Origin of the sequence: Nocardioides palaemonis, assembly GCF_018275325.1 — a bacterium.
Lineage (GTDB): Bacteria > Actinomycetota > Actinomycetes > Propionibacteriales > Nocardioidaceae > Nocardioides > Nocardioides palaemonis.
In genome coordinates this window covers 373,110-396,160 of sequence record NZ_JAGVQR010000001.1, presented here as the reverse complement: position 1 = coordinate 396,160, position 23,051 = coordinate 373,110, and the positions used below count along the sequence as shown (strand labels likewise).

The 23,051-nt window shown below is 72.4% G+C and carries 23 protein-coding genes; 9 read left to right on the top strand and 14 right to left on the bottom strand.

The annotated features are described in order from the left end of the window. Positions 1 to 50 precede the first annotated feature (50 nt). From KDN32_RS01920 to KDN32_RS01910, 3 genes are all read left to right on the top strand, one after another. Positions 51 to 1,916, top strand: a complete 1,866-nt coding sequence (locus KDN32_RS01920) for a beta-propeller domain-containing protein (protein WP_211730434.1) — start codon at positions 51 to 53, stop codon at positions 1,914 to 1,916. 160 nt (positions 1,917 to 2,076) lie between these two features. Next, complete coding sequence (locus tag KDN32_RS01915) at positions 2,077 to 2,346, top strand: DUF2277 domain-containing protein (RefSeq protein ID WP_211730433.1); 270 nt, start codon at positions 2,077 to 2,079, stop codon at positions 2,344 to 2,346. Continuing rightward, positions 2,343 to 3,218, top strand: a complete 876-nt coding sequence (locus tag KDN32_RS01910; RefSeq protein WP_211730432.1) for a Sir2 family NAD-dependent protein deacetylase — start codon at positions 2,343 to 2,345, stop codon at positions 3,216 to 3,218. Before KDN32_RS01915 ends, KDN32_RS01910 begins: the two co-directional genes overlap by 4 nt. A gap of 10 nt (positions 3,219 to 3,228) precedes the next feature. On the opposite strand, the gene KDN32_RS01905 is transcribed toward KDN32_RS01910, so the two are convergent. Beyond that, positions 3,229 to 3,909 (bottom strand): iron-dependent transcriptional repressor DtxR, encoded by a 681-nt coding sequence (locus KDN32_RS01905; protein ID WP_211730431.1) that lies wholly within the window; start codon positions 3,907 to 3,909, stop codon positions 3,229 to 3,231. Between the two features lie 63 nt (positions 3,910 to 3,972). Here KDN32_RS01905 and KDN32_RS01900 point away from each other — a divergent pair, with 63 nt between their 5' ends. Both KDN32_RS01900 and KDN32_RS01895 read left to right on the top strand, forming a co-directional pair. Then, positions 3,973 to 4,773: a hypothetical protein gene (locus tag KDN32_RS01900; protein WP_211730430.1), complete on the top strand. Its 801-nt coding sequence runs from the start codon at positions 3,973 to 3,975 to the stop codon at positions 4,771 to 4,773. A 34-nt stretch (positions 4,774 to 4,807) separates the two neighbouring features. Further along, a complete protein-coding gene (locus KDN32_RS01895) occupies positions 4,808 to 6,403 on the top strand; it encodes a glycoside hydrolase family 13 protein (RefSeq protein WP_211730429.1) in 1,596 nt (531 codons plus the stop codon). 158 nt (positions 6,404 to 6,561) lie between these two features. On the opposite strand, the gene KDN32_RS01890 is transcribed toward KDN32_RS01895, so the two are convergent. The 6 genes from KDN32_RS01890 to pdxH all read right to left on the bottom strand — a co-directional run bounded on the left by KDN32_RS01890 (position 6,562) and on the right by pdxH (position 14,559). Further along, positions 6,562 to 7,005 (bottom strand): MarR family winged helix-turn-helix transcriptional regulator, encoded by a 444-nt coding sequence (locus KDN32_RS01890; RefSeq protein ID WP_211730428.1) that lies wholly within the window; start codon positions 7,003 to 7,005, stop codon positions 6,562 to 6,564. 11 nt (positions 7,006 to 7,016) lie between these two features. Continuing rightward, positions 7,017 to 8,618, bottom strand: a complete 1,602-nt coding sequence (locus KDN32_RS01885) for an MDR family MFS transporter (RefSeq protein ID WP_307853613.1) — start codon at positions 8,616 to 8,618, stop codon at positions 7,017 to 7,019. Between the two features lie 486 nt (positions 8,619 to 9,104). Beyond that, positions 9,105 to 11,093 carry an ABC transporter ATP-binding protein gene (locus tag KDN32_RS01880; protein WP_283093352.1) on the bottom strand — a complete coding sequence of 663 codons (1,989 nt, stop codon included), beginning with the start codon at positions 11,091 to 11,093 and terminating at the stop codon, positions 9,105 to 9,107. Then, positions 11,093 to 12,826 carry an ABC transporter ATP-binding protein gene (locus tag KDN32_RS01875; protein WP_211730427.1) on the bottom strand — a complete coding sequence of 578 codons (1,734 nt, stop codon included), beginning with the start codon at positions 12,824 to 12,826 and terminating at the stop codon, positions 11,093 to 11,095. Before KDN32_RS01875 ends, KDN32_RS01880 begins: the two co-directional genes overlap by 1 nt. Further along, positions 12,827 to 13,405 (bottom strand): TetR/AcrR family transcriptional regulator, encoded by a 579-nt coding sequence (locus KDN32_RS01870; protein WP_211730426.1) that lies wholly within the window; start codon positions 13,403 to 13,405, stop codon positions 12,827 to 12,829. Positions 13,406 to 13,911: 506 nt separating this feature from the next. Further along, complete coding sequence (gene pdxH, locus KDN32_RS01865; RefSeq protein ID WP_211730425.1) at positions 13,912 to 14,559, bottom strand: pyridoxamine 5'-phosphate oxidase; 648 nt, start codon at positions 14,557 to 14,559, stop codon at positions 13,912 to 13,914. Positions 14,560 to 14,647: 88 nt separating this feature from the next. On the opposite strand from pdxH, the gene KDN32_RS01860 reads away from it, so the two are divergent. After that, positions 14,648 to 15,751 (top strand): citrate synthase 2, encoded by a 1,104-nt coding sequence (locus tag KDN32_RS01860; RefSeq protein ID WP_211730424.1) that lies wholly within the window; start codon positions 14,648 to 14,650, stop codon positions 15,749 to 15,751. A 37-nt stretch (positions 15,752 to 15,788) separates the two neighbouring features. Here the strand turns inward: KDN32_RS01860 and KDN32_RS01855 are convergent, their stop codons facing one another. The 4 genes from KDN32_RS01855 to KDN32_RS01840 all read right to left on the bottom strand — a co-directional run bounded on the left by KDN32_RS01855 (position 15,789) and on the right by KDN32_RS01840 (position 17,931). Next, on the bottom strand, positions 15,789 to 16,244 hold the full coding sequence (locus KDN32_RS01855) for a thiol-disulfide oxidoreductase DCC family protein (RefSeq protein ID WP_211730423.1): 456 nt from the start codon (positions 16,242 to 16,244) through the stop codon (positions 15,789 to 15,791). Between the two features lie 35 nt (positions 16,245 to 16,279). Next, positions 16,280 to 16,900, bottom strand: coding sequence for a VldE C-terminal domain-containing protein (locus KDN32_RS01850; protein ID WP_211730422.1), 621 nt, complete (start codon positions 16,898 to 16,900; stop codon positions 16,280 to 16,282). A 121-nt stretch (positions 16,901 to 17,021) separates the two neighbouring features. Then, complete coding sequence (locus KDN32_RS01845) at positions 17,022 to 17,507, bottom strand: GNAT family N-acetyltransferase (protein WP_211730421.1); 486 nt, start codon at positions 17,505 to 17,507, stop codon at positions 17,022 to 17,024. Then, positions 17,500 to 17,931: a zinc ribbon domain-containing protein gene (locus KDN32_RS01840; protein ID WP_211730420.1), complete on the bottom strand. Its 432-nt coding sequence runs from the start codon at positions 17,929 to 17,931 to the stop codon at positions 17,500 to 17,502. Before KDN32_RS01840 ends, KDN32_RS01845 begins: the two co-directional genes overlap by 8 nt. A gap of 110 nt (positions 17,932 to 18,041) precedes the next feature. Between KDN32_RS01840 and serC the strand changes: the two genes are divergently transcribed. Next, a complete protein-coding gene (gene serC, locus KDN32_RS01835) occupies positions 18,042 to 19,163 on the top strand; it encodes a phosphoserine transaminase (RefSeq protein ID WP_211730419.1) in 1,122 nt (373 codons plus the stop codon). A 44-nt stretch (positions 19,164 to 19,207) separates the two neighbouring features. Here the strand turns inward: serC and KDN32_RS01830 are convergent, their stop codons facing one another. The 3 genes from KDN32_RS01830 to KDN32_RS01820 are packed head-to-tail and all read right to left on the bottom strand — an operon-like array spanning position 19,208 to position 22,062. Next, positions 19,208 to 20,203, bottom strand: coding sequence for a DNA topoisomerase IB (locus KDN32_RS01830; protein ID WP_211730418.1), 996 nt, complete (start codon positions 20,201 to 20,203; stop codon positions 19,208 to 19,210). 51 nt (positions 20,204 to 20,254) lie between these two features. Beyond that, positions 20,255 to 20,758, bottom strand: a complete 504-nt coding sequence (locus KDN32_RS01825) for an O-acetyl-ADP-ribose deacetylase (protein ID WP_211730417.1) — start codon at positions 20,756 to 20,758, stop codon at positions 20,255 to 20,257. Then, complete coding sequence (locus KDN32_RS01820) at positions 20,755 to 22,062, bottom strand: protealysin inhibitor emfourin (protein ID WP_211730416.1); 1,308 nt, start codon at positions 22,060 to 22,062, stop codon at positions 20,755 to 20,757. Before KDN32_RS01820 ends, KDN32_RS01825 begins: the two co-directional genes overlap by 4 nt. Before the next feature lie 76 nt (positions 22,063 to 22,138). On the opposite strand from KDN32_RS01820, the gene KDN32_RS01815 reads away from it, so the two are divergent. Next, on the top strand, positions 22,139 to 22,693 hold the full coding sequence (locus KDN32_RS01815; protein ID WP_211730415.1) for a class I SAM-dependent methyltransferase: 555 nt from the start codon (positions 22,139 to 22,141) through the stop codon (positions 22,691 to 22,693). A 23-nt stretch (positions 22,694 to 22,716) separates the two neighbouring features. Continuing rightward, on the top strand, positions 22,717 to 23,040 hold the full coding sequence (locus KDN32_RS01810) for a hypothetical protein (RefSeq protein ID WP_211730414.1): 324 nt from the start codon (positions 22,717 to 22,719) through the stop codon (positions 23,038 to 23,040). Positions 23,041 to 23,051 lie beyond the last annotated feature (11 nt).

Sequence of the window (23,051 nt, the reverse complement as noted above, 5' to 3'; positions counted from 1 at the left end):
ACCCGACAGCACGACCGGCGAGGACCGGTCCCGGACGAGGGGACAGCGCGATGGCTCGCACCGCTCTGCGCAGGACGGCGACGACGTTCGTCGCGGTCGGCGGCCTGCTGGCCGCCGGCGCGATCGGCTACGTCCTCGGCCAGGACCCGCGACCCGGCGGAGGGCCGGACGCGTCGCCGCCGCTCGTGCTCGCCAACGCCGACCTGACCACGCCCGCGAGCTGCGACGCGCTGCTGGACTCGTACGTCGAGCGGGGCCTCGACCTCGTCGGGCCGTGGGGCTGGGGAGGCGGCCCGGTGCGGATGTACGCCGCGCAGGAGGGCAACGCCGCCTCGGGCGCGACCGGCGCGGCCCGGTCGATGCCGACCACGTCGCGGTCCACCACGAGCGGCACAGGCACCAACGTCCAGGAGGCGGGGGTCGACGAGTCCGACGTGGTGAAGGTGTCGGGCAGCCTGCTGCTCCGTCTGCGGGATGGCGTGCTCGTCGCCTACGACGTGTCGGGCGACGCGCCGACCGAGATCTCCTCGACCCCGATCGCCGATGCCCGCGGCAACGGGGGGCCCGACGACCCCGGCGGCGAGCTGGTCCTGGTGGGCGGCCGGGCCGTGGTCGTCGGGACCTCCGACGACGGCCTCGAGACGACCCTCACGACCGTCAACCTGTCCGACCCGACCTCCCCGTCGGTCGTCGACGCGACGACCGTCCGCGGCCGCGCCTCGGCGGTCCGGGTGCACGGCGACGTCGTCCGGGTGGTGCTGCAGGACGGACTGCCGCAGCTCGACTTCGTCCAGCCCGACGGGACGCTGGGCGAGGTGACGGCGCGGCTGCGCAACCGCGCGCTGGTGCGTGACACGACCCTCGCCGACTGGCTGCCCACCGTCGACGGCGAGCCGGTGGTCGACTGCGCCGACGTCGCCGTGCCGCAGGACGACGAGCTCACCCTCGGCACCACGACCGTCGTCGCGCTCGACCCCGCAGCGCCGACGGACTGGACGGCCACGGCCGTCGCCACCGACACCCAGGTGTCGTACTTCTCCGCCGACCGGTTCTACCTCGCGGCGAGCCCGCCACCGTGGTGGGGCTGGAGCGAGTGCCTCGACTGCGGGTTCCCGACGCGCGCTCCGGACGGCACGACGCCGATCTTCGCGTTCGCCCTCGACGGCGCGCAGACGACCTACGTCGCCTCCGGCGAGGTGGAGGGCACGATCGCCGACCGCTGGTCGATGGACGCCGTCGACGGCTCGCTGCGGGTCGCGGTGGGGCCGAGCAGCGAGACCGGCGACTGGAACGCGGTCGTCACCTTCCGCGAGGAGGGCGCCACGCTCGTCGAGGACGGTCGGGTCGACGACCTCGGCGTGGGCGAGCAGATCCAGTCGGTGCGCTGGTTCGACGACCTCGCCATCGTGGTCACGTTCCGCCAGGTCGACCCGCTCTACGCCGTCGACCTCACCGAGCCCTCCGACCCGCTCCTGCTCGGCGTGCTCAAGGTGCCGGGCTTCTCCGACTACCTCCACCCGCTCGGCGCGCACCGCCTCGTCGGGATGGGCCAGGACGCGTCCGCGCGCGGGGTGCTGAGGGGCGCCCAGGCCGCGCTCTTCGACGTCACCGACCTGACCCGCCCGCGCCAGCTCGACATCGTGCGCTACGGCCCGCGGACCGTGGCCGGCGCCGGCACGGACCCGCGCCAGTTCACCTGGCTCCCCGACCGGCGAATGGTCCTCACCGTCGTGTCGCGCGGGTGGACCGGCACCACCGGCTGGGTCTCGGTGCTGTCGCTCGACGACGGGTCGATGTCCAACCGGATGGTCGAGGTCGAGCACGGCACCGACGTGGCCGACGTACGCCTCGTGCCGCTCGCCTCGGGCGAGGTCGCGGTGGTGACCGGCGAGGACGTGACCTCCTTCGACCTCTGAGGTCTCGAGGCTCGTCGCTGGCGCTCCTCGCACCTCGACCACCGAGAGGGGTCGCTGGCCGAGGACCTCGGTGGTTGAGGTGCGAGCGCACCCCTCGGTGGTTGAGGTGCGAGCGCAGCGAGCCTCGAAACCTCCGCCTCGCCCGACGTAGGCTCGACGTATGTGCCGCAACATCCGCCCGCTCAACAACTTCGAGCCGCCGGCCACGCGCGACGAGGTCACCGCCGCCGCGCTGCAGTACGTCCGCAAGGTCGCCGGCACGACCAAGCCCTCGCAGGCCAACGAGGAGGCGTTCCACGCCGCGGTGCGGGAGATCGCCCACATCACCCAGCACCTGCTCGACGACCTCGTCACGACGGCGCCGCCCAAGAACCGCGAGGTCGAGGCCGAGAAGGCGCGCGCCCGCGCGCGGGTGCGGTACGGCGCGTGACCCTGGCCGCACTGGAGGACGAGGCCCTCGACCTGCTGGCCGACCGGCCGCTGGTCGTGCTGACCGGCGCCGGCCTCTCGACCGACTCGGGCATCCCCGACTACCGCGGCCCCGGCGCGCCGACGCGTGCGCCGATGACCTACCAGGAGTTCGTGGCGACGCCCGAGGCGCAGCAGCGCTACTGGGCGCGCAGCCACCTCGGCTGGCAGCGGATGGGACGCGCGCTGCCCAACGACGGCCACCGCGCGCTCGCGGCGCTCGACCCCGACCTGCTGATCACGCAGAACGTCGACGGCCTGCACGAGGCCGCCGGTTCGCGCCGCCTCGTCGCCCTGCACGGCCGGGTCTCGGAGGTCACCTGCCTCGCGTGCCGCGCCACGTCCTCGCGCGCCGACCTCGAGCGCGAGCTCGACGCCCTCAACCCCGGCTGGCTCGAGCGGCACGGCTGGGTGGAGTCGCGCCCCGACGGCGACGTCGACCTCGACGACACCCGTGACTTCGTGGTGCCGCGGTGCACCTGCGGCGGGTCGCTCAAGCCGCACGTGGTCTTCTTCGGCGAGAACGTCCCGCCCGACCGGGTCGCCCGCTGCTACGCCGCCGTCGAGGCGCTCGGCACCTCCGGCGCGATGCTGGTCGCCGGGTCGTCGCTGACGGTGATGAGCGGGCTGCGGTTCGTGAAGCGGGCGGCGGCCGGGGGCACACCGGTCGTCATCGTCAACCGCGGGCTCACCCGCGGCGACCCGCTGGCGACGTACAAGCTCGAGGTCGGGTGCAGCGAGTTCCTCGGGCGACTTGTCAGGCGTTCGCTGAAGTTGTCAGGCCGTGCACGGGCCGACATGTTCAGCGATCCCCGGTCAGCCGGGGATCGCTGAGAGAGGCCCCTCAGCGGCTCACGAAGATGTGCTCGGCCGCGTCGGGCACCAGCTCGGCGCTCTCGCCGCCTGAGCCGATGAGGATCCCCTCGTCGGTACGGGCGATGGTGACCGACCGCCCGGGCAGGGCGCCGACGCGGCGCAGCAGGCCCATCAGCTCCTCGTCCTTCTGCATCTCCTCCGAGATCCGGCGCACGTGCACCATCGCCTCGTCGGGGCGGGCGGCGGCCGAGAGCGGCTCGACGTCGGCCATGAACGCCTCCGACACCTCGTCGCCCAGCTCGTCGAGGCCCGGGATCGGGTTGCCGTAGGGCGACTCCGTGGGGTGGTCGAGCAGCTCGAGCAGCCGCCGCTCCACGGTCTCGGAGATGACGTGCTCCCAGCGGCACGCCTCGGCGTGGACGAGCTCCCAGTCGAGGCCGATGACGTCGGTGAGCAGCCGCTCGGCGAGCCGGTGCTTGCGCATCACGCGGGTGGCCAGCAGCAGGCCCTCGTCGGTCAGCTCGAGGTGGCGGTCGCCCTGCACGGTCAGCAGTCCGTCGCGCTCCATCCGGGCGACCGTCTGCGACACCGTGGGGCCCGACTGGTGCAGCCGCTCGGCGATCCGGGCACGCAGCGGCACGATCCCCTCCTCCACGAGCTCGTAGATCGTGCGGAGGTACATCTCGGTGGTGTCGATGAGGTCACTCACGGGCTCATTCTGTCCCATCCGGCAACTGCCGCCGACCGCGCGACCCATGGCACAGTGACGCCGGTGACCGATCTCATCGTCCCGCGCCGCTTCTGCGGTCCGCCCGACTCCGGCAACGGGGGCTGGACCGCCGGTGCGCTGGCGGCCCTCGACGTCGCCGACTCCCCCGCGGACCACGCCGACCGGTGGCCCGCGATCGAGGTGTCCCTGCGCCGGCCGCCGCCGCTGGACGTCCCGATGCCGGTCACCGACGAGGTCGGCGTCCTCACCGCGTACGCCGACGGCGAGGTGGTCGCGACCGCCCGGCGGGCCGACGCGGACCCGTCGACGGTCGAGCGGGTCGACCCGGAGCGGGCGGCGCGGGCGGAGTCCGGCTACCCGGGCCTGCGGTTCCACCCGTTCCCGACCTGCTTCGCGTGCGGCACCGACCGCGAGCCCGGCGACGGGCTGCGGATCTTCCCGGGGCCGGTCGCCCGTGAGGCGGACGACGACGCCGGCGAGGTCGTCGCGGCGACCTGGACGCCCCACGCGAGCCTCGCCGAGGACTGGCACGCGTACGCCGACGACCTGCGGCGCGCGTCCGTCGCCGCCACGTGGGCCGCCCTCGACTGCATCGGCGGATGGGCCGGCGACCTCACCGAGCGGCTGATGGTGCTCGGCCGGATGACCGCCCGCGTCGACGACCTCCCGGTCGTGGGCGAGCCGCACGTCGTCGTGGGCGAGGGCCGCGGCCAGGACGGCCGCAAGACCTTCACCGCGTCGACCCTCTACGACGCCGACGGACGCGGGGTCGCGACCGCCGAGCACACGTGGATCGCCGTCGACCCGGCCCTCTTCGGCGGCAAGCGGCCCACCGCCGGTTGACCGCACACCCGGGGGTGTTGGAAGAATGGGCGCCATGGCTGATTTGAACGATCCAAAGACGTACTGGTGGCGCAACGCCGTCGTCTACCAGATCTACGTCCGCAGCTTCGCGGACGCCGACGGCGACGGCATCGGCGACCTGCCCGGCATCACCTCCCGGCTGCCGCACCTCGCCGACCTCGGCGTCGACGCGCTGTGGATCACGCCGTTCTACACCTCGCCGCAGCACGACCACGGCTACGACGTCGCCGACTACCGTGACATCGACCCGCTGTTCGGCCGGCTCGCGGACGCCGACGAGCTCATCACCCGGGCCCACGAGCTCGGCCTGCGCGTCGTGGTGGACCTCGTGCCCAACCACACGTCGAGCGAGCACGCGTGGTTCCAGGCCGCGCTCGCCGCCGGCCCGGGCAGCCCCGAGCGCGCCCGCTACCTGTTCCGCGACGCGCCCGAGGGCGAGCTGCCCAACAACTGGAGCTCGGTCTTCGGCGGCCCGGCGTGGACCCAGGTCGACGACGGCCAGTGGTACCTCCACCTCTTCGACTCCACCCAGCCCGACCTCGACTGGCGCAACCCCGAGGTCCCCGCGATGTTCGAGGACGTGCTGCGCTTCTGGCTCGACCGCGGCGTCGACGGCTTCCGCGTCGACGTGGCGCACGGGCTGTTCAAGGAGGCCTCGCTGCGCGACCAGGTCGTCGAGGAGGGCGAGAAGACCTCGTCGGGCCAGGTCAACACCGACCACTCGATGGTGTCGCTCGAGCTCAAGGACGAGCCGATGTGGGACCAGCCCGAGGTCCACGACGTCTACCGTGCCTGGAGCCGGGTGCTCGACGAGGCCGGTCCGGACCGGATGGCGGTCGCCGAGGCGTGGACCCAGACGCCGGAGTCGATGGCGAAGTTCGTGCGCCCCGACGAGCTCGACCAGGCCTTCAACTTCGCCTGGCTGCTGGCCGACTGGTCGGCCGAGGCGTTCGCCGGGGTCATCACCGACACCCTCGCCGCCGTCGAGCCGGTCGGCGCCTCGCCGACGTGGGTGCTCAGCAACCACGACGTGGTCCGCCACGTCACCCGCTACGGCGGCGGCGCGCAGGGCCTGGCCCGCGGCCGCGCGGCGACGCTGACGATGCTCGCGCTGCCCGGCTCGAGCTACCTCTACCAGGGCGAGGAGCTCGGCCTGGAGCAGGTCGACGTCGCGCCGGAGTTCCGCCAGGACCCGTCCTACCTCCGCACCGGCGAGGTAGGCCGCGACGGCTGCCGCGTGCCGATGCCGTGGGGCGGCGACGCCGCGCCGTACGCCTTCGGCCCGGGCGCCGAGCAGCCGTGGCTGCCGCAGCCCGAGGGCTGGGCCGACCTGACCGTCGAGGCGCAGACCGGGGCCGAGGGCTCCACCCTGGAGTTCTACCGCGCCGCGCTGCACGCCCGCCGCGAGTTCGCCTGGACCGCCGGCGCCGACGTGACGATGGTCGACCTGGGCGAGGACGTGCTGGCCTTCACCCGCGGCCCGCTCACCGTGGTGCTCAACTGCGGCGACGCGCCCGTCGAGCTGCCCGCGGGTGAGCTGGTGCTCGCCAGCGGCCCGCTCGAGGGCGCCAAGCTGCCGGCCGACACCGCGGCCTGGCTGCGCAGCTGACCCCGGCCAGCCGCTGACCCCGGACACCTGGGGACGTCCTGGTAGGGATTCCGGTCGGATCTCCCACCAGGACGTCCCCAGATACCGCACCTTCACGGCAACAGCTGTGCCCCCAGCCGATGGCTGGGGGCACGTCTGTTGTCGGGCGCTCGGGGGGGTCAGTCGTCGGCGAGGGCGAGGTTGTACGCCGCGAGCTGGCCGGCGAAGGTGTGCAGCTCCTCGTCGGACCAGTCGGCGAGCCGCTCGTCGAAGCGGTCGCGGCGGCTCTGGCTCATCACCTCGAGCCGCTTGCGGCCCTCGTCGGTCGCGTCGAGCAGGATCGCGCGCCGGTCCTCGGCGTCGGGCTTGCGCTCGACCAGACCGAGGTCGACCAGCGCCTGGACCTGGCGGCTGACGCCGCCCTTGTCCATGCCGAACGCGTCGGACAGGTCAGCCCCCCGCTGCGGCCCGTGGGTCGCGAGGTGGGTGAGGATGAAGTACGTCATCGGGTGCAGCTCGGGGTGCACCTCGCGCGCCCGCTCGGCGATGACCCGCTTGACGCGACGGATCAGGCTGCCGACCTCGGACTCGATCGCCCGCAGGTCGTCGTTCCTCGTGCTCATGGTGGCGCCGATCATCTCTGCTGCTGCGGCGTGGCCGGCGACACCTCGCCGACCAGCTCGTCCTCGCGCTTGACCGAGGTCCGCAGCGGGACCTCCTTGATGAGCAGGACCGCGACGAGCGCGCCGACCGCGAACGGCAGGGCCACGAGGAAGATGTGGCCGGTGGCGTCACCGAAGGCGCTCTCGAAGATCGCGCGGATCGGCGCCGGCATGCCCGACACGTCGGGGATGCCGCCGGTCTGGTGGCCGACGGCCGACGCGAGCTCGGGGTTCTTCGCGACGAGCTCGGTCAGGCCCGTCTTCACCGAGTCGGAGACCTGGTGGGCCAGGACGGCGCCCAGCGCGGCGATGCCGACCGAACCACCGAGGGAGCGGAAGAACGCGACGACCGACGACCCGGCGCCCATGTCGGCGAGGGCGATGGTGTTCTGCACCGCGAGCACGAGGTTCTGCATGGTGGCACCGAGGCCGAGGCCGAGGACCGCCATGAAGGCGCCGGTGCGCCACAGCGGGGTGCCGGCGTCGATCGTCGACAGCAGGCCGAGGCCGAGGATGACGAGCACCATGCCGCCGACCAGCCAGCGCTTCCACACACCCGTGCGGGAGATGATCCGGCCGCTGAGGATGCTCGAGACGAGCAGGCCGCCGACCATGCAGATCGACATCAGGCCGGCCTCGGTGGGGCTCATGTCCTTGGCGCGCTGGAAGTAGAGGCTGAGGTAGACCGTCGAGCCGAACATCGCGACGCCGATCAGCACCGACGCGATGGTCGCGAGGGTCAGCGTACGGTCCTTGAACAGGCGCAGCGGGATGACCGGGTCCTTGGCGACGTTGGCCTCGACGTGGATCGCCGCGGCGATGACCGCGATCGCGCCGACGACCAGCAGGCCGCTGGTGGCGGAGATCCAGTCGAAGTTCTGGCCGCCGAGCGACACCCAGATCAGCAGGATCGAGACGCCGCCGACGAGCAGGAAGGCGCCGAGGTAGTCGATCGAGACGTCACGCTTGACCACCGGCAGGCGCAGCGTCTTCTGCAGCACGACGAAGGCGAGGGCCGCGACCGGAAGTCCGGCGAAGAAGCACCAGCGCCAGCCGACGGTGTCGACCAGGACGCCGCCGACGAGCGGGCCGCTGACGGTGGCGAGGGCGAAGACGGCGCCGATGTAGCCGCTGTAGCGGCCGCGCTCGCGGGGGGAGACCATCGTCGCGATCACGACCTGGACGAGGGCGGTGAGGCCGCCGACGCCGAGGCCCTGGATCACGCGGGCACCGATCAGCACCTCCATCGACGGCGCGAAGCCGGCGACGAGCGAGCCCGCGGAGAAGATCACGAGCGCGGACTGCACGAGCAGCTTCTTGTCGAAGAGGTCGGCGAACTTGCCCCAGATCGGCGTGGTCGCGGTCATCGCGAGCATGGTCGCGACGACGACCCAGGTGTAGCCGGTCTGGCTGCCCTCGAGGTCGTCGACGATGGTCGGCAGCGCGTTGCTGACGATCGTGCTGGACAGCATCGCGACGAACATCGCGAGGAGGAGGCCGCTGAGGGCCTCGAGCACCTCGCGGTGGGTCATCTGTCCGCCCTGCTCGGCGGAGACGGTGGGAGCCTGGGTCACTGCGTTCCTTCGATCGGATCGGTTGCGCTTCGCAATAGTTGTGCTCCACAACCATATCGCGTCGGGACGACGGACCCAACCGGTCGGCGGTGAGACCTGGGCCACACCCCCGCCCGACCGCGGGTAGTCCAGTGGCGAGACGTCGTACGAGAGGCCTCTGGACGACGTCTCGTCACTGGACTACCCGACGCGCGCAGCAGCTGGCCACTGGACTACCCCGAGGGGGCAGGGGTGGCCGGGCGGAGGGACGCGGCGTACGGGAGGACCCCGCACATGCAGCGACCCGCAGGCCTGCTGCCCCTCGGAGAGGGGCCCCGGCGGATGTGACCGGGGGCCTGCGGGTCGGGTGGCTGCAGTGGATTCGCCGGCAGCTGTCGGCGGACCGGGCTGCCTAGCGGGCAGCCACCTCACTCATCCGAAAAGAACTCATTCCTCGGATCACCTCCTTTCCGTGTACGCCCACCGTACGTCGGCGCCCGGGGTCGCTCAACGGGTTAAGCCGGCAGCCTCGTCGGCCGGGGCGTCGAACTGCGAGCGGTGGAGCCGGGCGTACGCCCCGTCCGCCGCGAGCAGCTCGTCGTGGGAGCCCTGCTCGACGATCGAGCCGTCCTCCATCACCAGGATCAGGTCGGCGTCGCGGATCGTGGAGAGCCGGTGGGCGATCACGAACGAGGTCCGGTCCGAGCGCAGCGCCGCCATCGCCTGCTGGAGCAGCAGCTCGGTGCGGGTGTCGACCGAGCTGGTGGCCTCGTCGAGGATCAGCAGCGCCGGGTCGGAGAGGAACGCGCGGGCGATCGTCACCAGCTGTCGCTCGCCGGCCGAGAGGTTGGAGCCGTCCTCGTCGATGACCGTGTCGTAGCCGTCGGGCAGCGAGTGGACGAACCGGTCGACGAACGTCGCCCGGGCCGCCTCGAGGACCTGCTCCTCGCTGGCGTCCGGGCGGCCGTAGGCGATGTTGTCGCGGATGGTGCCGGCGAACAGCCAGGTGTCCTGGAGCACCATCCCGATCCGGCTGCGCAGGACGCCGCGCGGGACCGATGCGATGTCGACGCCGTCGATCGTGATCCGCCCCGACTGCGGGTCGTAGAACCGCATCACCAGGTTGACCATCGTGGTCTTGCCGGCGCCGGTGGGCCCGACTATGGCGACCGTGCTGCCCGGGCGGGCGACGAGCGAGAGGCCCTCGATGAGCGGGCGCTCGGGGTCGTAGGAGAACGACACGTCCTCGAACCGCACCTCACCGCGAGCGTCCGCCGCCGGGCGGCCGGTGGCGTCGGCCGACTCCTCCGGCGCGTCGAGCAGCTCGAAGACCCGCTCGGCGGACGCGACGCCGGACTGCAGGAGGTTGAGCATCGAGGCGACCTGGGTCAGCGGCTGGGTGAACTGCCGGGTGTACTGGATGAACGCCTGCACGTCGCCGAGCGACATCGTGCCGCTGGCCACGCGGAGGCCGCCGAGGACCGCGATCACGACGTAGTTGAGGTTCCCGACGAACATCATGATCGGCATGATCAGGCCGCTGACGAACTGCGCACCGTACGAGGCGGTGTAGAGCTCCTCGTTCTGCTCGGCGAAGACCCGCTCGGCCTCGGCCTGGCGCCCGAAGACCTTGACGACCGCGTGGCCGGAGAAGGTCTCCTCGATGTGGGCGTTGAGGGTGCCGGTGCGTCGCCACTGCTGGATGAACATGCCCTGCGAGCGCTTCATCACCGCGCCCGTGACGACCATCGTGACCGGCACCGAGACCAGCGCGACGAGCGCGAGCACGGGTGAGATCCAGAACATCATCGCGAGCACGGCCAGCACCGTCAGCAGCGAGTTGAGCATCTGGCTCATCGTCTGCTGGAGCGTCTGGCTGATGTTGTCGATGTCGTTGGTGACCCGGCTGAGCAGCTCGCCGCGCGGCTGCTTGTCGAAGTAGCCCAGCGGCAGCCGGTGGATCTTGTCCTCGACCTCGGCGCGCATCCGCAGCACCGTGCCCTGCACCACGTCGTTGAGCAGGTAGCCGCTGAGCCACGCGAGCAGGGACGCGGCGAGGTAGACCGCGAGCACCAGCAGCAGGACGTCGGCGACCGCGGAGAAGTCGACCCCGTCGGTGAGGTCCATCGACGCCAGCATGTCGGCCTGCCGGTCCTCGCCGCTGGCGCGCAGCGCCTCGATGGCCTGCTCCTGCGTCGCTCCGCTGCCGAGCACCTGCTTGCCGAGCAGCCCGGCGAAGATCAGGTCGGTGGCGCGCCCCAGGATCTTGGGGCCGACCGCCATCGCGACGACGCTGACGAGGGTCAGCGCGACGACGGCGTACGCCTTGTGGCGCTCGGGGCGCAGCCGCGCCAGCAGCCGCCTGGTCGAGGGCCAGAACGTGTCAGCCTTCTGGCCGATCATCCCGCCGCCCATCGGGCCGCGGCCCGGGCCGCCGGGGCCGGACTGGACGCGCTCCGTCTCCTTGAGCTGGCCGCCCTTCTCGGTGGTGTTCATCAGGCCACCTCCTCGGCGGTCAGCTGGGACCGGACGATCTCCTGGTAGGTCTCGCACCCGGCGAGCAGCTCGTCGTGGGTGCCGGTGCCGACGACCGCGCCGTCCTCCATCGCCACGATCCGGTCGGCGTGGCGGATGGTCGCGACCCGCTGGGCGACGATCACCACCGTCGCGTCCCGGGTGACCGGCCGCAGCGCCGCCCGGAGCCGGGCGTCGGTGGTGAGGTCGAGCGCGGAGAACGAGTCGTCGAACAGGTAGAGGTCGGGTCGCCGCACGACGGCGCGCGCGATGGCCATCCGTTGCCGCTGGCCACCGCTCAGGCTGCTGCCACCCTGGGCGATCTCGGCGTCGAGGCCGTCGGGCATCGCCTCGACGAACTCCCTGGCCTGGGCGATCTCGAGCGCCGCCCACATCTCCTCCTCCGTGGCGTCGGGCTTGCCGTAGCGGAGGTTGTCGGCGACGGTGCCGCGGAAGAGGAACGCCTTCTGCGGCACCAGGCCGATGCGCGACCAGAGCGTCTCCGGGTCGAGGTCACGCACGTCCACGCCGCCCACCCGGACCGCTCCCCCGGTGGCGTCGAAGAGCCGCGGCACGAGGTTGACGAGGGTCGATTTGCCGGCGCCGGTCGAGCCGACGATCGCGACCGTCTCCCCCGGCGCCGCGCGCAGGTCGACGCCGCGCAGCACGGGCTCCTCGGCGCCCGGGTAGGCGAAGGTGACGTCGTCCAGCACGAGGTCGACGCGACCGGGGAGCTCGGTGACCGGCGCGGCGGGCGGTACGACGGAGGACTCCGTGTCGAGCACCTCGGCGATCCGGTCGGCGCAGACCGACGCGCGCGGCACCATCATCAGCATGAACATCGCCATCATGACCGACATGACGATCTGCATCAGGTAGGAGATGTAGGCGGTCAGGGCGCCGACCTCCATCTGCCCGGCCTCGACCCGGTGGCCGCCGAACCACAGCACGCCCACGGTCGCGGTGTTGGCCACGACCATCACGGTCGGGAACATCGCCGACTGCCACCGCCCGGCGCGTACGGCGACCTCGGTCAGCTGCTCGTTGGCGCCCCGGAAGCGCGCGGTCTCGTGCTCCTCGCGGACGAAGGCACGTACGACGCGGACGCCGGTGATCTGCTCGCGCAGCAGCCGGTTGACCTCGTCGATGCGCTCCTGCATCAGCCGGAAGCTCGGCACCATCTGCCGCACGATCAGGCCGATCGAGACCGCCAGCACCGGCACCACCGCCAGCACCAGCCACGAGAGCCCGACGTCCTCGCGGGCGGCCATGATGATGCCGCCGACCATCATGATCGGGGCCGAGACCATGAGCGTGCCGGCCATCAGGACCAGCATCTGCACCTGCTGGACGTCGTTGGTCTCGCGGGTGATGAGCGACGGCGCGCCGAACTGCTGGACCTCGCGCGTCGAGAAGGACCCGACGCGGTGGAAGATCGCCGCGCGCAGGTCACGGCCGAAGCCCATCGCGTTGCGCGCGGAGAACCACACGGCCGCGATCGAGCAGATGATCTGGACGAGCGAGACGAGCAGCATGAGGCCGCCGTGGCGCAGGATGTACGCCGTGTCGCCGACGACGACGCCGCGGTCGATGATGTCGGCGTTGAGGCTCGGCAGGTAGAGCGCGGCCATCGTGCCGACGAACTGGAGCGCGACGACGGCGGCGAGCGGGGCGGCGTAGGGCCGCAGGTAGGTACGGACGATCCGCAGCAGCATTCAGTGGTCCTCTGTCCTCAGCACGCCGTGGAGCAGCGCGTCGACGATCTCCTCCGCGGTCAGCGGGTGACCGTCGGAGATGTGGGGATGGGTGCCCGAGAAGGTGAGCAGCCGCACCATGTGCATCAGCTGGGCCGGGGGCACGCGCAGCTCGGCGCGGTGCGGCTCGGCCATGGTCTCGAGGAGGAGCGCGACCTTGGCGCGCTCGGCCTCCATGTGGTGGCGGGCGCGCGGCGGGCCGACCATGCCCATCCGCGTCATCAGTGCGAAGACCCGCTCGAAGCGCTGCTGGAACAGCTCGACCACCTCGAGCAGCATCGCGGCGAGCGGCTGGTCGGTGTCGACCGCGCCGAGCTGGGCGATGAACGGCACCAGGTCGAGCGCCTCGTCGAGCGCCGAGGTGACCAGGTCGTCCTTGGTCTCGAAGACCCGGAAGATCGTGCCCTCGGCGACCCCGGCGGCGTCGGCGATCTGCTTGGTCGTCACGGCACGCCCGTGCTCGAGCAGCAGCGGGATGGTGACGTCGACCAGCGCCTGGCGCCGGTCCTCGGGTGCCATCGGCTTCGCTCGGGGGGTCACCCGCCCAGCGTAAGTGAGTGAGCGCTCACTCACAACCGGGCTTCCCGGGTATCTGGGGACGGAATGGTGGGCGGTAGGGCGATTTCTCCCACCAGGACGTCCCCAGATATCTGCCGTGCGGGCGCCTGCGGCGACGCCGGGACCGCTGCGACGACGCACCATGAAGGCAGTTCGCTCGCAGGACCGGCCCGGCCACGCTCAGCCGACGTACGAACTCGGCGAACTGCATGCATGGTGCAGCAGCCCGTGTCTGAGGACGGGGTGCAGCCCGGAGGACCCGCGCGAGCTGCAGGTCGTCCTCAGATATCCGGGGCGAGGACAGGCGCGGAACCGCGGACCCCAGTAGGCAGTTCGCGGCAGTGACCGCTCTGCCCACGCTCAGCCGGCGCCCGAGCGCCGCGAACTGCCTGCTGGAGGCTGCGGGACTCACCGCCAACCGCTGGACATCTGAGGACGTGGTGCAGCCCGCGGCCCCCCGTCCAGCTGCAGGTCGTCCTCAGATGCCGTCAGGGGGCGAGGCGCTCGGTGGTCCAGCCGTCGCCATCGCGGCGGTAGACCAGCCGGTCGTGCATCCGGCCGGGCCGGCCCTGCCAGAACTCCACGGCCTCGGGCACCACGCGGTAGCCGCCCCACTCCGGCGGGACCGGGACCTCGCCGTCCGCGTCGTCGGCGCCGAAGCGCTCCTGCACCGAGGCGTACGCCGCGGCGAGCTCGGCACGCGAGGCGACCGGGCGCGACTGGCGCGACGACCAGGCGCCGAGCTGGGCGCCGCGCGGGCGGGAGTGGAAGTAGGCCGCCACCCGCTCGGCGTCGAGGCGCACGGCCGCGCCCTCGACCCGGACCTGCCGCTCGAGCGGGTGCCACGGGAAGAGCAGCGCGCAGCGCGGGTTGGCGGCGAGCTCCTCGCCCTTGCGCGAGCCGTGGTTGGTGAAGAAGACGAAGCCGTCTGCACCGACCTCCTTGAGGAGGACCATCCGGCTCGACGGGACGCCGGTCGGCGTCGCGGTCGCCAGCACCATCGCGTTGGGCTCGTGGACCCCCGCGGCCGCCGCCTGCTCGAACCAGCGCTCGAACATGGTCACCGGGTCGTCGGCGAGGTCGGGGAGGTCGAGGCCGCCGCGGCCGTACTCCTCGCGCAGGCTGGAGAGGTCCATGGTCCCGAGGGTAGACGGCGCCGCAGGGTGCACAATGAGCCGTCCCGTGCGGCTTCCCGGGACACCCTCGCCCACGAAGGAGTGGCCCATGACCGAGATCCACCACGGCCTCGAAGGTGTCGTCGCGTTCGAGACGCAGATCGCCGAGCCGGACAAGGAGGGGTCGGCCCTGCGCTACCGCGGCGTCGACATCGAGGACCTCGTCGGCCGCGTCCCGTTCGAGAACGTCTGGGGCCTGCTGGTGGACGGTTCCTACACGCCGGGCCTCCCCCCGGCCGAGCCCTACAACATCGCGATCCACACCGGCGACGTCCGCGCGGACGTGCAGGCCAGCGTGGCGATGCTGGCGCCGATGCTGGGCATGGGGCAGACCTACGACATCTCCGACGAGCAGGCCCGCCTCGACCTCTCCCGCGTCGCGGTCATGGTCCTGTCCTACGCCGCCCAGTCCGCGCGCGGCCTCGGCAAGCCGGTCGTCACCCAGGCCGACGTCGACCAGGGCACGACCCTCGCCGAGCGCTTCCTCATCCGCTGGCGCGGCGAGGCCGACCCGAAGCACGCCCACGCGATCGACGCCTACTGGTCGTCGGCGGCCGAGCACGGCATGAACGCCTCCACCTTCACCGCGCGCGTCATCACCTCCACCGGCGCCGACGTGGCCGCCGCGTTCTCCGGCGCGATCGGCGCGATGTCGGGCCCGCTCCACGGCGGCGCCCCCTCGCGCGTCCTCGGGATGATCGAGGAGGTGGAGAAGCGCGGCGACGCGACGTCGTACGTCAAGGAGCTGCTCGACGGCGGCGAGCGGCTGATGGGCTTCGGTCACCGGGTCTACCGCGCCGAGGACCCCCGGGCCCGCGTGCTGCGCCGCACCGCGAAGGAGCTCGACGCCCCGCGCTACGAGGTCGCCGAGGCGCTCGAGAAGGCCGCGCTCGCCGAGCTGCGCGAGCGCCGTCCCGACCGGGTGCTGGAGACCAACGTGGAGTTCTGGGCGGCGATCGTCCTCGACTTCGCCGAGGTGCCGGCGCCGATGTTCACCTCGATGTTCACCTGCGCGCGCACGGGCGGCTGGTCGGCGCACATCCTCGAGCAGAAGACCACCGGCCGGCTGATCCGCCCGTCCGCGGTCTACGCCGGCCCGTCCACCCGTCAGGCCAGCGAGGTCGAGGGCTGGGACGAGGCCTGGGGCGCCTGACCGGCCCTCGCTGGTCGAGGAGGTCGCCTAGCGGCCGTCACGAGACCCGGGTCTCGTGACGGGACTTCGTCCCTCCTCGACCACCGGGGTGGGCGGGTCTCGTGACGGGACTCCGTCCCTCCTCGACCACCGGAGGAAGCGCGCAGCTGGGCGTGCCGCCCGGCAGGCGCGAGCGGTTCGCGGCGATCCAGTGGTACGCCCGCCGCGCCACCGGGTCGACGGGTCGGGTCGTCATGAGCCGCCCGACGAGGCGCCAGGGCAGCGGGCCGGTGCGCAGGATCGCGGCGAACGCCCGGTGGCCGTAGTCGACGCGGCCGTCGGGGTGGACGTAGGGCATCTCCACCTCGGCGCGTGCCGGGTCGACGCCGAGCGCGTCGAGATCGACGGCCTGGATGGTCGAGGCGTCGATGTCCACCCCGAGGCGCGGCACGAGCGCCGCGGTGCGCATGCAGAAGCCGCAGTCGCCGTCGTTGAGCATCAGGCCTCGCTCCATGCGACGAGCCTACGTCGGCAGGTGGAGCGTGACCTTCAGCCGACGGGCTGGGCGAGGTACCAGGACAGGAGGCCCTTGGCGCCCTGGCGGGTGAGCGAGACGTGCACGTGGTCGCGGTGGCGCAGCGTGGGAGAGCAGCGGCGCTTGGACCGGCAGCTCGAGCTCAGGTACGGCTTGGCGCGGAACTGCTCGTAGGAGGCGTACATCGTGTCGTCCCAGATGACGTACATGATCCCCATCCGGCGTGCGAGCGCGGCAGGCTCGCCGGTGTCGTCCGGGGCGAACACCTCGTCGAGCATCGCCGCGGCGAGCGCCTGGTCGGCAGGGTCGGTGGCGTCGAGCAGCCAGTCGAACGCGCGCGACTCCTTGTGCTCGCTGGTGCCCCCGCCGGAGCAGGACCGGCTGATCGGGCCGTAGCCGCCGCCGCGGGCGACGAGCCAGTCGGCGAGCATCAGGATGCCCGGCTTCGGCGTCTGCCGGCACCTGGTCTGCGGCTGGTAGGAGGCGTAGTCCTCGACCGGCATGAGGTACGGCGCGGAGCTGGTGACCGTGCGCCGGTCGGGTCCGCCGTCGGCGGCGGAGGCCGCCGTGACCGCGCCCGACGTCATCACGACGCCGGCGACGATCACCGTGACCAGTCGTCCGACCACACCCATGACCTCGTCCCACCTTCCCCGGCAACCCCATGTGCCTCAGCGACCGTAGGCGCGGTGGAAACGGGGTGTCCGGGGTTCGCGAGAAGTACAGATGTGTAGTTCGCAAGGGGCCCGAGGGAGGTCAGATCCGGCGGCCGAAGCAGCGGCTCAGCTCGGAGCCGCAGTAGTGCCCGAACCCCGGGACCGGCTCGTAGCCGGAGGAGAGGTAGAGCTCGATCGCCTCCGGCTGCTTCATGCCAGTCTCGAGGACCAGTGCCTCGATGCCCTCCGCGGCGGCGGTCGCCTCGAGGTGCGCGAGCATCCGGCGCGCGAGGCCGCGACGCTGGGCCGCAGGGACGACGTACATCCGCTTCACCTCGGCGGTGACGTCGGCGCCGAGCGCCCGCACCGGGCTGCGACGCCACGCCCCGGTGGCGACCGGCTCCCCGTCGAGGTAGCCGACGAAGAACCGGCCGAGCGGGTCCTCGAAGTCGCGCGGGTCGACGGGCGACTCGTCGCGCCCGCCGTAGCGCGCGACGTACTCCTGCTGGACCGCCTCGACGAGCGCGGCCGCGTCGGGGTGGGTGATCGACCGGCGCTCGACGACCCAGCCGTCGGTCTCAGGCAAGCGACTGCCCGCAGGAGTCGCAGAAGCGTGCGTCGGCGTCGTTGCGGGTGCCGCACTGGCGGCAGTACGGGCCGGTGGCGGCGGCTGCCTCCTCGGTGCGGCCGATCCCGGCGATGCCGCGACCGTCGCTGAGGTAGGTGGCGGAGTCCTTGACCACCGGCATCGTCTCGCCGGCGACGTAGCGCGCGGCGGTGCCGGCGTAGCCGGCCTGGGTGAGGGCACCGCCCACGAACAGGACCGGCAGCCCGACGAAGAGCATCCAGAACTTGTCCGGGCCCTGGAAGGAGTTCATCGACCCGAAGAAGTCGACGAAGCCGACGACGACGAAGCCGAGCCCGACGAGCAGGATCACGGGGCCGAGGACGCGGAACGCCGTGCGTACGCTCGACTGGTTCGCCAGTCCCGGTGTGGTGCGGTCGTCCATGCTTCGTCCCCTGTCGTCCGGCGCGTGCGCGCGGGTGACAGAATAGGCGCGCTGACAGCGTCGTCAGGACCGCCCTTCCGCATCCACCGTGATCCACGTGAGGTTCATCGATGACCGACGCCATCCAGATCCCCGCCGAGCTGCTCCCGGCCGACGGCCGCTTCGGAGCCGGCCCGTCCAAGATCCAGACCAGCCACCTCGACGCGCTCGCCGCCACCGGCGACACCCTGATGGGCACCTCCCACCGGCAGGCGCCGGTGAAGAAGACGGTCGGCCGGGTCCGCGAGGGCCTCGCCGCGCTCTTCGACCTGCCCGAGGGCTACGAGGTCGTGCTCGGCAACGGCGGCGCCACGGCCTTCTGGGACATCGCGTGCTTCGGGCTGGTCCGGGAGAAGAGCCAGCACCTGTCGTTCGGTGAGTTCTCCTCCAAGTTCGCCACGTCGGCGAAGAAGGCGCCGTGGCTGGCCGACCCGACGGTGATCACCAGCGAGCCGGGCTCGCGTCCCGAGGCGGTCTCCGAGGAGGGCGTCGACGCGTACGCCTGGGCCCACAACGAGACCTCGACGGCCGTCATGGCGCCCGTGCGGCGACCGGCCGGGATCGACGACGACGCGCTCGTCCTCGTCGACGCGACGTCCGGCGCCGGCGGCCTGCCGGTCGACCTGCACGAGGTCGACGCCTACTACTTCGCGCCGCAGAAGTGCTTCGCCTCCGACGGCGGGCTCTGGGTCGCGCTGATGTCGCCGCGCGCGCTCGCCCGCGCCGAGGAGATCGCGGCCACCGACCGCTACGTCCCGCCGTTCTTCGACCTGCCGACCGCGATCGACAACTCCTCGAAGAACCAGACCTACAACACCCCGTCGGTCGCCACGCTCTTCCTGATGGCCGAGCAGCTCGACTGGATGAACGGCCAGGGCGGGCTGAAGGCGATGGTCGAGCGCACCACCGCCTCCTCCGACGCGCTCTACGGCTGGGCGGAGCGCACCGCGTACACGACGCCGTACGTCGCCGACCCGGTCGACCGCTCGCTGGTGATCGGCACCATCGACTTCGACGACTCGATCGACGCCGCCGCGATCGCCGCCACGCTGCGCGCCAACGGCGTCGTCGACACCGAGCCCTACCGCAAGCTCGGCCGCAACCAGCTGCGGGTCGCGATGTACCCCGCCATCGACCCCTCCGACGTGGAGAAGCTGACCGCGGCGATCGACTTCGTCGTCGACAAGCTCTGAGCCACTGACGGTCGAGGAGCCTGCCGGCTCGGCGGGCTCCTCGGTCAGGACTTGAGCAGCTTGAGCACCGCCCGCTCGAGCGCGGCCTGGCGGGCGTCGACCGAGTCGTACGTCGTCCGCACGGTGATCGTGCGCCCCTTCTCGTAGGCCTCGACGACGCGGGGGTCGACGTAGGAGGTGCGCGCGAGGGTCGGGGTGTTGCCGAGGAACTCCGACACCTCCTTCATCGCTGCGGAGACGGCCCGCTTGCGCGACGCCTTGGTCCCACCCGGCTCGTCGGTCTCCGCGAGTGCGGCCGCCGCGATGACGGTGGCGTGCCAGGTGCGGAAGTCCTTCGCCGTGGCCTCGATCCCGAAGCAGGAGCGGATGTAGTCGTTGACGTCGGAGGAGGACAGGTCCTTCCAGGTCGTGCCGTCCTTCCACGCCAGCAGCTCGTCGCCGCCCCCGCGCCGGCGGCGCATCACGTCGAGGGCGTCGATCGCGGCCGGGTCGTCGATGTCGATGCAGTGCTCGACGCCCGACTTGCCGACGAAGCAGAAGCGCAGCCCGCCCCGGTGCCGCGAGACGTGCTCCTTGAGCATCGTGGTGAGCCCGAACGAGCCGTTGGTGTCGGTGTAGACGTCGTTGCCGATGCGGAAGTAGCCGAGGTCGAGGAGGCGGACCGCGACGGCGCACGCGCGCTCCAGGGTCATCCCGTCGGAGCCGATGTCGGCCAGGACCCGCTCGCGGGCCTTCGACAGCGCCTTGCCGAAGCCGAGGATCCGGTCGAACTTCGCGGCGTCGCGGCTGGTGCGCCACTGCGGGTGGTACAGGTACTGGCGCCGGCCGGCGTCGTCGGTGCCGACGGCCTGGAGGTGGCCGTTGGGGTGCGGCGTGATCCACACGTCCTGCCAGGCCGGCGGGATGACGAGGTCCTTGCAGCGCTGCACCTGCTCCGCGTCGAGGCGCTGACCGTCCTGGTCGAGGTAGGTGAAACCCCTGCCGGCGCGCCGCCGCGTCCAGCCCGGCTGGTCGGGAGAGGTACGCCGGAGTCGGGGCATGCGGCGAACGTACTGCGGCGCGCGGCCGCCCCGGACACCCACAGGGAGGGGTCAGGCCTCCAGCACCGCGGCCACCTCGTCGTGCGCCCGGCGGCCGAACGCGACGATGCGCGCCTCCTCCACGTCGGTCGCAGTCGTGCGCAGGGTGTCGACCGCGGCCCGGATCGCGTCGTCGCGCGGCCAGCCGTAGACCCCGGCGCTGACCAGCGGGAACGCCACCGAGCGGGCGCCGAGCTCGTCGGCGACGGCCAGGGCGCCGGAGTAGCAGGACGTCAGGAGGCCCCGGTCGCGCTGGCCACGCGTCCAGTCGGGACCGACGACGTGGATCACCCAGCGCGCCGGCATCAGGCCCGCGGTGGTCCAGCCGGCCTGTCCGGTCTCGAGACCGTGCGGGAAGCGGCGTACGCAGTCGGCGAGGACGTCCGGCCCGCCGGCGGTGTGGATCGCGCCGTCGACCCCGAGCCCGCCGCGCATCGACCGGTTGGCGGCGTTGACGACGGCGTCGACCTGCTGGGCGGTGATGTCGCCCTCGACGAGGGTGACCCGAGCGGTCACGACTCCCCGCCTCCGCGCAGGATCCTCCGGGCGAGCTCGGACTGGCTCGCGGTGAGCAGGTGCTCGGGCACCCGGACCGCCTCGCCGCCGTCGAGGCGGAAGCTGTAGACGAACATGTCCGGCTTCGGCGGCGAGACCGAGCCGCCGAGGTCGGTCAGGCCCGCCCCGTCGACCAAGGGGCGGAGGTCCGCGACCGCGGGGTCGTCGAGGTCGACCTCAGCAGTCTCGGTCCGGCCCGCGAACCCGCCGCTGCGCTCGACCCGCAGCCGGCGGCCGGCCGGAGCGGTGCCGGGGGACGTCCCCGGAGCGGCGGCGCCGGGGCGGACCCCGACCTGCTCCCACGCGCCGGTGACGGCGTCGGCGTGGTCGCCGGCGGCCGCGACGGTGGCGGCGGCGAAGCGGGCGAAGTCCGCGTCGGACGGCACGTCACCGCCGGAGATCGCGGCGTACCAGATGCGGCCGGCTCCCTCGACCGCGCTGCCGCCGATCGCGACGGCAGCGAGCTGGAAGGCCTTGTTGGGGATGCCGGAGTTGAGGTGGACGCCGCCGTTGTCGTCGGTGGTGTCGACGTAGTCGTCCATGTGCCCGACCTGCGGGTCGGCGCCGAGCTCCGGGTCGTCGTAGGCCGTGCCGGGTGCGGCCATGTCGCGCAGCGCACGAGCCTGGACGGACGGCGTGAAGATGCCCTCGCCGATCAGCCAGTCGCCCTCGGCGGCGTCCTGACCGCGCAGCCGCTGCTTGAGGCAGGAGGCGAACACGTCGGCGACCGACTCGTTGAGCGCGCCGGACTGGCCGGAGTAGGTGAGGTCGCAGGTGTGCTCGACGACCGCGTGGCCGAACTCGTGGGCCAGCACCTCGACGGGCTTGGTGAACCGCTCGAACACGCGCCCGTCGCCGTCGCCGAAGACGAGCTGGGTGCCGTCCCAGAAGGCGTTGTCGTAGTCGACGCCGTAGTGGACGGTCAGGCTGACCGGGGCGCCCGCGTCGTCGAAGGAGCTGCGGCCGAAGCCCTCGGCCCACATCGCGAGGGTCGCGGTGATGCCGTCGGCCGCCTCGTCGACGGCGACGTCACCGGTGGCGTCCTCGCCCGCCCGCCGCGCCGGCGAGCCCGGCAGCTCGGTGGTCGAGCCGGCGTCGTGCACGGTCCAGGCCGCGGCGTCCGCCGCGAGCGCGGGGCGCACGGCGCGGTCGGCGCTGGCCCGCCGCTCGCGCAGCGCGCGGTCGTCGGCGGCCTGGGCCTGCCCGACCCGCTCGGCCAGCCAGGGCGGGATGAAGGTGCAGGGGGTGTGCTCCCGAGAGGTCATGCGCCTGTCCTACTCCCCGGCACCGACATCGACAAGGGCCGTACCCCGCCGCTCGCCACCACCTAGGCTGCCGGTCGTGGCCCTCAGCATGCGCAAGCGACGCTTCATCTCCCGCATGGCCAGCATGCGCAAGCGACGCTTCATCTCCCGCATGGCCGGATACGGCCTGAACCCGGTCCGCCGACGCTGGCGGGTCGTGCGCGGGCAGGAGCAGTCCCACGTGATCGGCGGGCACCCGGTCCTGCTCCCCCCGGGCCACGACCTGCCCTTCTACCAGCGGCGCGACCCGACCTACGACACCTACGCGGGCGCGGTGCTGCGCGAGCTCGCCGAGCCGGTCGAGCGCATGTTCGTGGTCGACGTCGGCGCCAACGTGGGCGACACCGCGGTCGAGGTGCTCGCCGCTGCACCCAACATCGAGGTGGTCGCGGTCGAGGGCGACGCCGGCTTCGCCTCCTACGCCCGGCACAACCTCGAGCAGTTCGGCCCGCGCGGCCGGGTGCTGGAGGGCTTCGTGGGGCCGGTCGGCTCCCGCGTGCACTTCCGGGCCAACGACTCCACGGGAGCTTCCAGGGCAGCGAGGCCGACGGGACGGAGATCACCGACTGGATCACGCCCGAGGCGCTGCTGAAGGACGCGGACGCCTTCGACGAGGTGGTCTGGAAGAGCGACATCGACGGCTTCGACGTCCACGTCCTCGTGGAGCACTGGGACGTGATCGCCTCCGCGTGCCAGACGCTGTGGTTCGAGTACGACCCGGCCGGCACCCTGGGCGACCGCGACGACGTCGCGCGGCTCATCGACCTGCTCGCCGCCTCCGGTCGCGAGCTGCGGGTCTTCGACAACCTGGGCCGGGAGATGGTGCGCCTCGCCCCGGGACAGGCGGTGCGTGACGGGATGACCGCTCTGACCCAGTGGCTGCTGGAGCAGCGCGACGGGCACGTCACTGTCCCGTACGTCGACGTCTGGGCGCGCTGACGACGCGCGAC